This is a genomic window from Rhizobium sp. SRI_017, from assembly GCF_057586295.1.
Genome location: NZ_JBYCZP010000057.1, coordinates 1 through 1,539, shown reverse-complemented (window position 1 = coordinate 1,539; position 1,539 = coordinate 1). Strand labels below are relative to the sequence as shown.

The window sequence follows — 1,539 nt, the reverse complement described above, 5'->3', positions numbered from 1 at the left end:
CGATACCGTTGATAAAGTCGGGTCGTGATTGGGCTGCAGCATCTGGATTTCAGTGGACGTGCGGAGGTGCAGTACCCCTCACGCCGGTTTCGGCATCGGCGTGGGGATCAGCTTTGCGAGTTTCCGGAGGTTTTGGGCTGCGGCTGCGAGGTGGAACTCATCACGGGCTCCGTTCGGTCCTCGTAGTCGCAAGCGATCCAGTCTGAGGATACGTTTGAGGTGCGCAAAGAGCATCTCGACCTTCTTCCGCTCCCGCCTCGATGTGACATAGGCTTCCGTTTTGGCGATGTCGCGCGCCATGTCGCGAGCGCCCTCATGGATGGAGCGCGGTATCTTGCGTGCCGGGGTGGTCGGACAGCATTTGGGTTTCAGGGCGCAGGCATCGCAGTCGTGCTTGCTGGCGCGGTAGCGTATCATGCCATTCTCGTCGACAAGCGGGCGCTCATTCTTGTAGGTGATCTGCCGCGAGCGTAGCTCCTTGCCGCCAGGGCAGGTATAGAGATCGCGCTTGTGGTCGTAGACGAAGTCGCCCTTTTCGAATGTGCCGTCGCGCCGTTCGGACTTGTCGAAGACCGGGATATGCGGCTCTATCCCCCGCTCGTGCACCAGCCAGCCCAGCATCTCGGCAGAACCATAAGCACTATCGGCGGCCAGCCGTTCCGGATAAAGGTCGAAGCGATCCTGGGTGCGTTCGATCATCGTGCGTGCCGCACCGACTTCAGCCTGTCGGATCGCCCGGCTCGCCTCGACGTCAACGATGACGGCATTGTTCATATCGATCAGATAGTTGGTGGCGTAGGCGAAGAAGGCGTGACCCTTCTGCGCTCCCGTCCATTGCGCCGCCGGGTCGGACCTCGATACGAACTTCGGCTTCACCTCACTGGCTGCACCCCATGCGGCGTCATCGAGCGTGTCGAGATATTCCTGGACCGAGCGACGGGTCTCGGCCATCGCCCTCCAGTCGACCGGCTCGGACCCTTCCGCCGAGCGCTGCTTGTTCGCATCCGCCTTGATCAGGCTCGCATCGACGGCGAAGCCCTCGCCGCCGACAAGGCCCTCCTCGATGCAACGCCTTACTGTCGTCTCGAATAGCTCGCGCAACAGATCGCTATCTCGGAAGCGGCCATGCCGGTTCTTGGAGAAAGTCGAATGATCCGGCACATCGCCTTCCAGGCCGAGCCGACAGAACCACCGATAGGCGAGGTTCAGATGCACTTCCTCACACAGCCGACGCTCGGAACGGATGCCGAAGCAGTAGCCGACGATCAGCATGCGGATCATCAGTTCCGGATCGATCGAGGGCCGCCCGATCTCGCTGTAGAAGGGCCGCAAATGGGACCGAAGTCCGGACAGGTCGACGAAGCGGTCGATAGAGCGCAATAGGTGGTCCGCAGGAACATGACGGTCGATACTGAACTCGTAGAACAGCGCTTCCTGCATCACGGTCCGCTCGCCCATCATCGGTTCGTCCTCCCAATGCCTGGAACGACTGAATCAGAACTTCACACCAACAGCAACGCCGACTTTTTCAACGGTATC

General features: G+C 60.6%; 1 protein-coding gene. It reads right to left on the bottom strand.

Going from position 1 to position 1,539, the window contains the following annotated elements; genetic code table 11:
* Nucleotides 1-78: 78 nt before the first annotated feature.
* Nucleotides 79-1,461: a transposase gene (locus tag AC2YI2_RS34930; RefSeq protein WP_487391108.1), complete on the bottom strand. Its 1,383-nt coding sequence runs from the start codon at nucleotides 1,459-1,461 to the stop codon at nucleotides 79-81.
* Nucleotides 1,462-1,539 lie beyond the last annotated feature (78 nt).

Excerpts from the sequence above, each read along its gene's own strand:
- AC2YI2_RS34930 (WP_487391108.1), bottom strand. The coding sequence starts at position 1,461 with ATGATGGGCGAGCGGACCGTGATGCAGGAAGCGCTGTTCTACGAGTTC.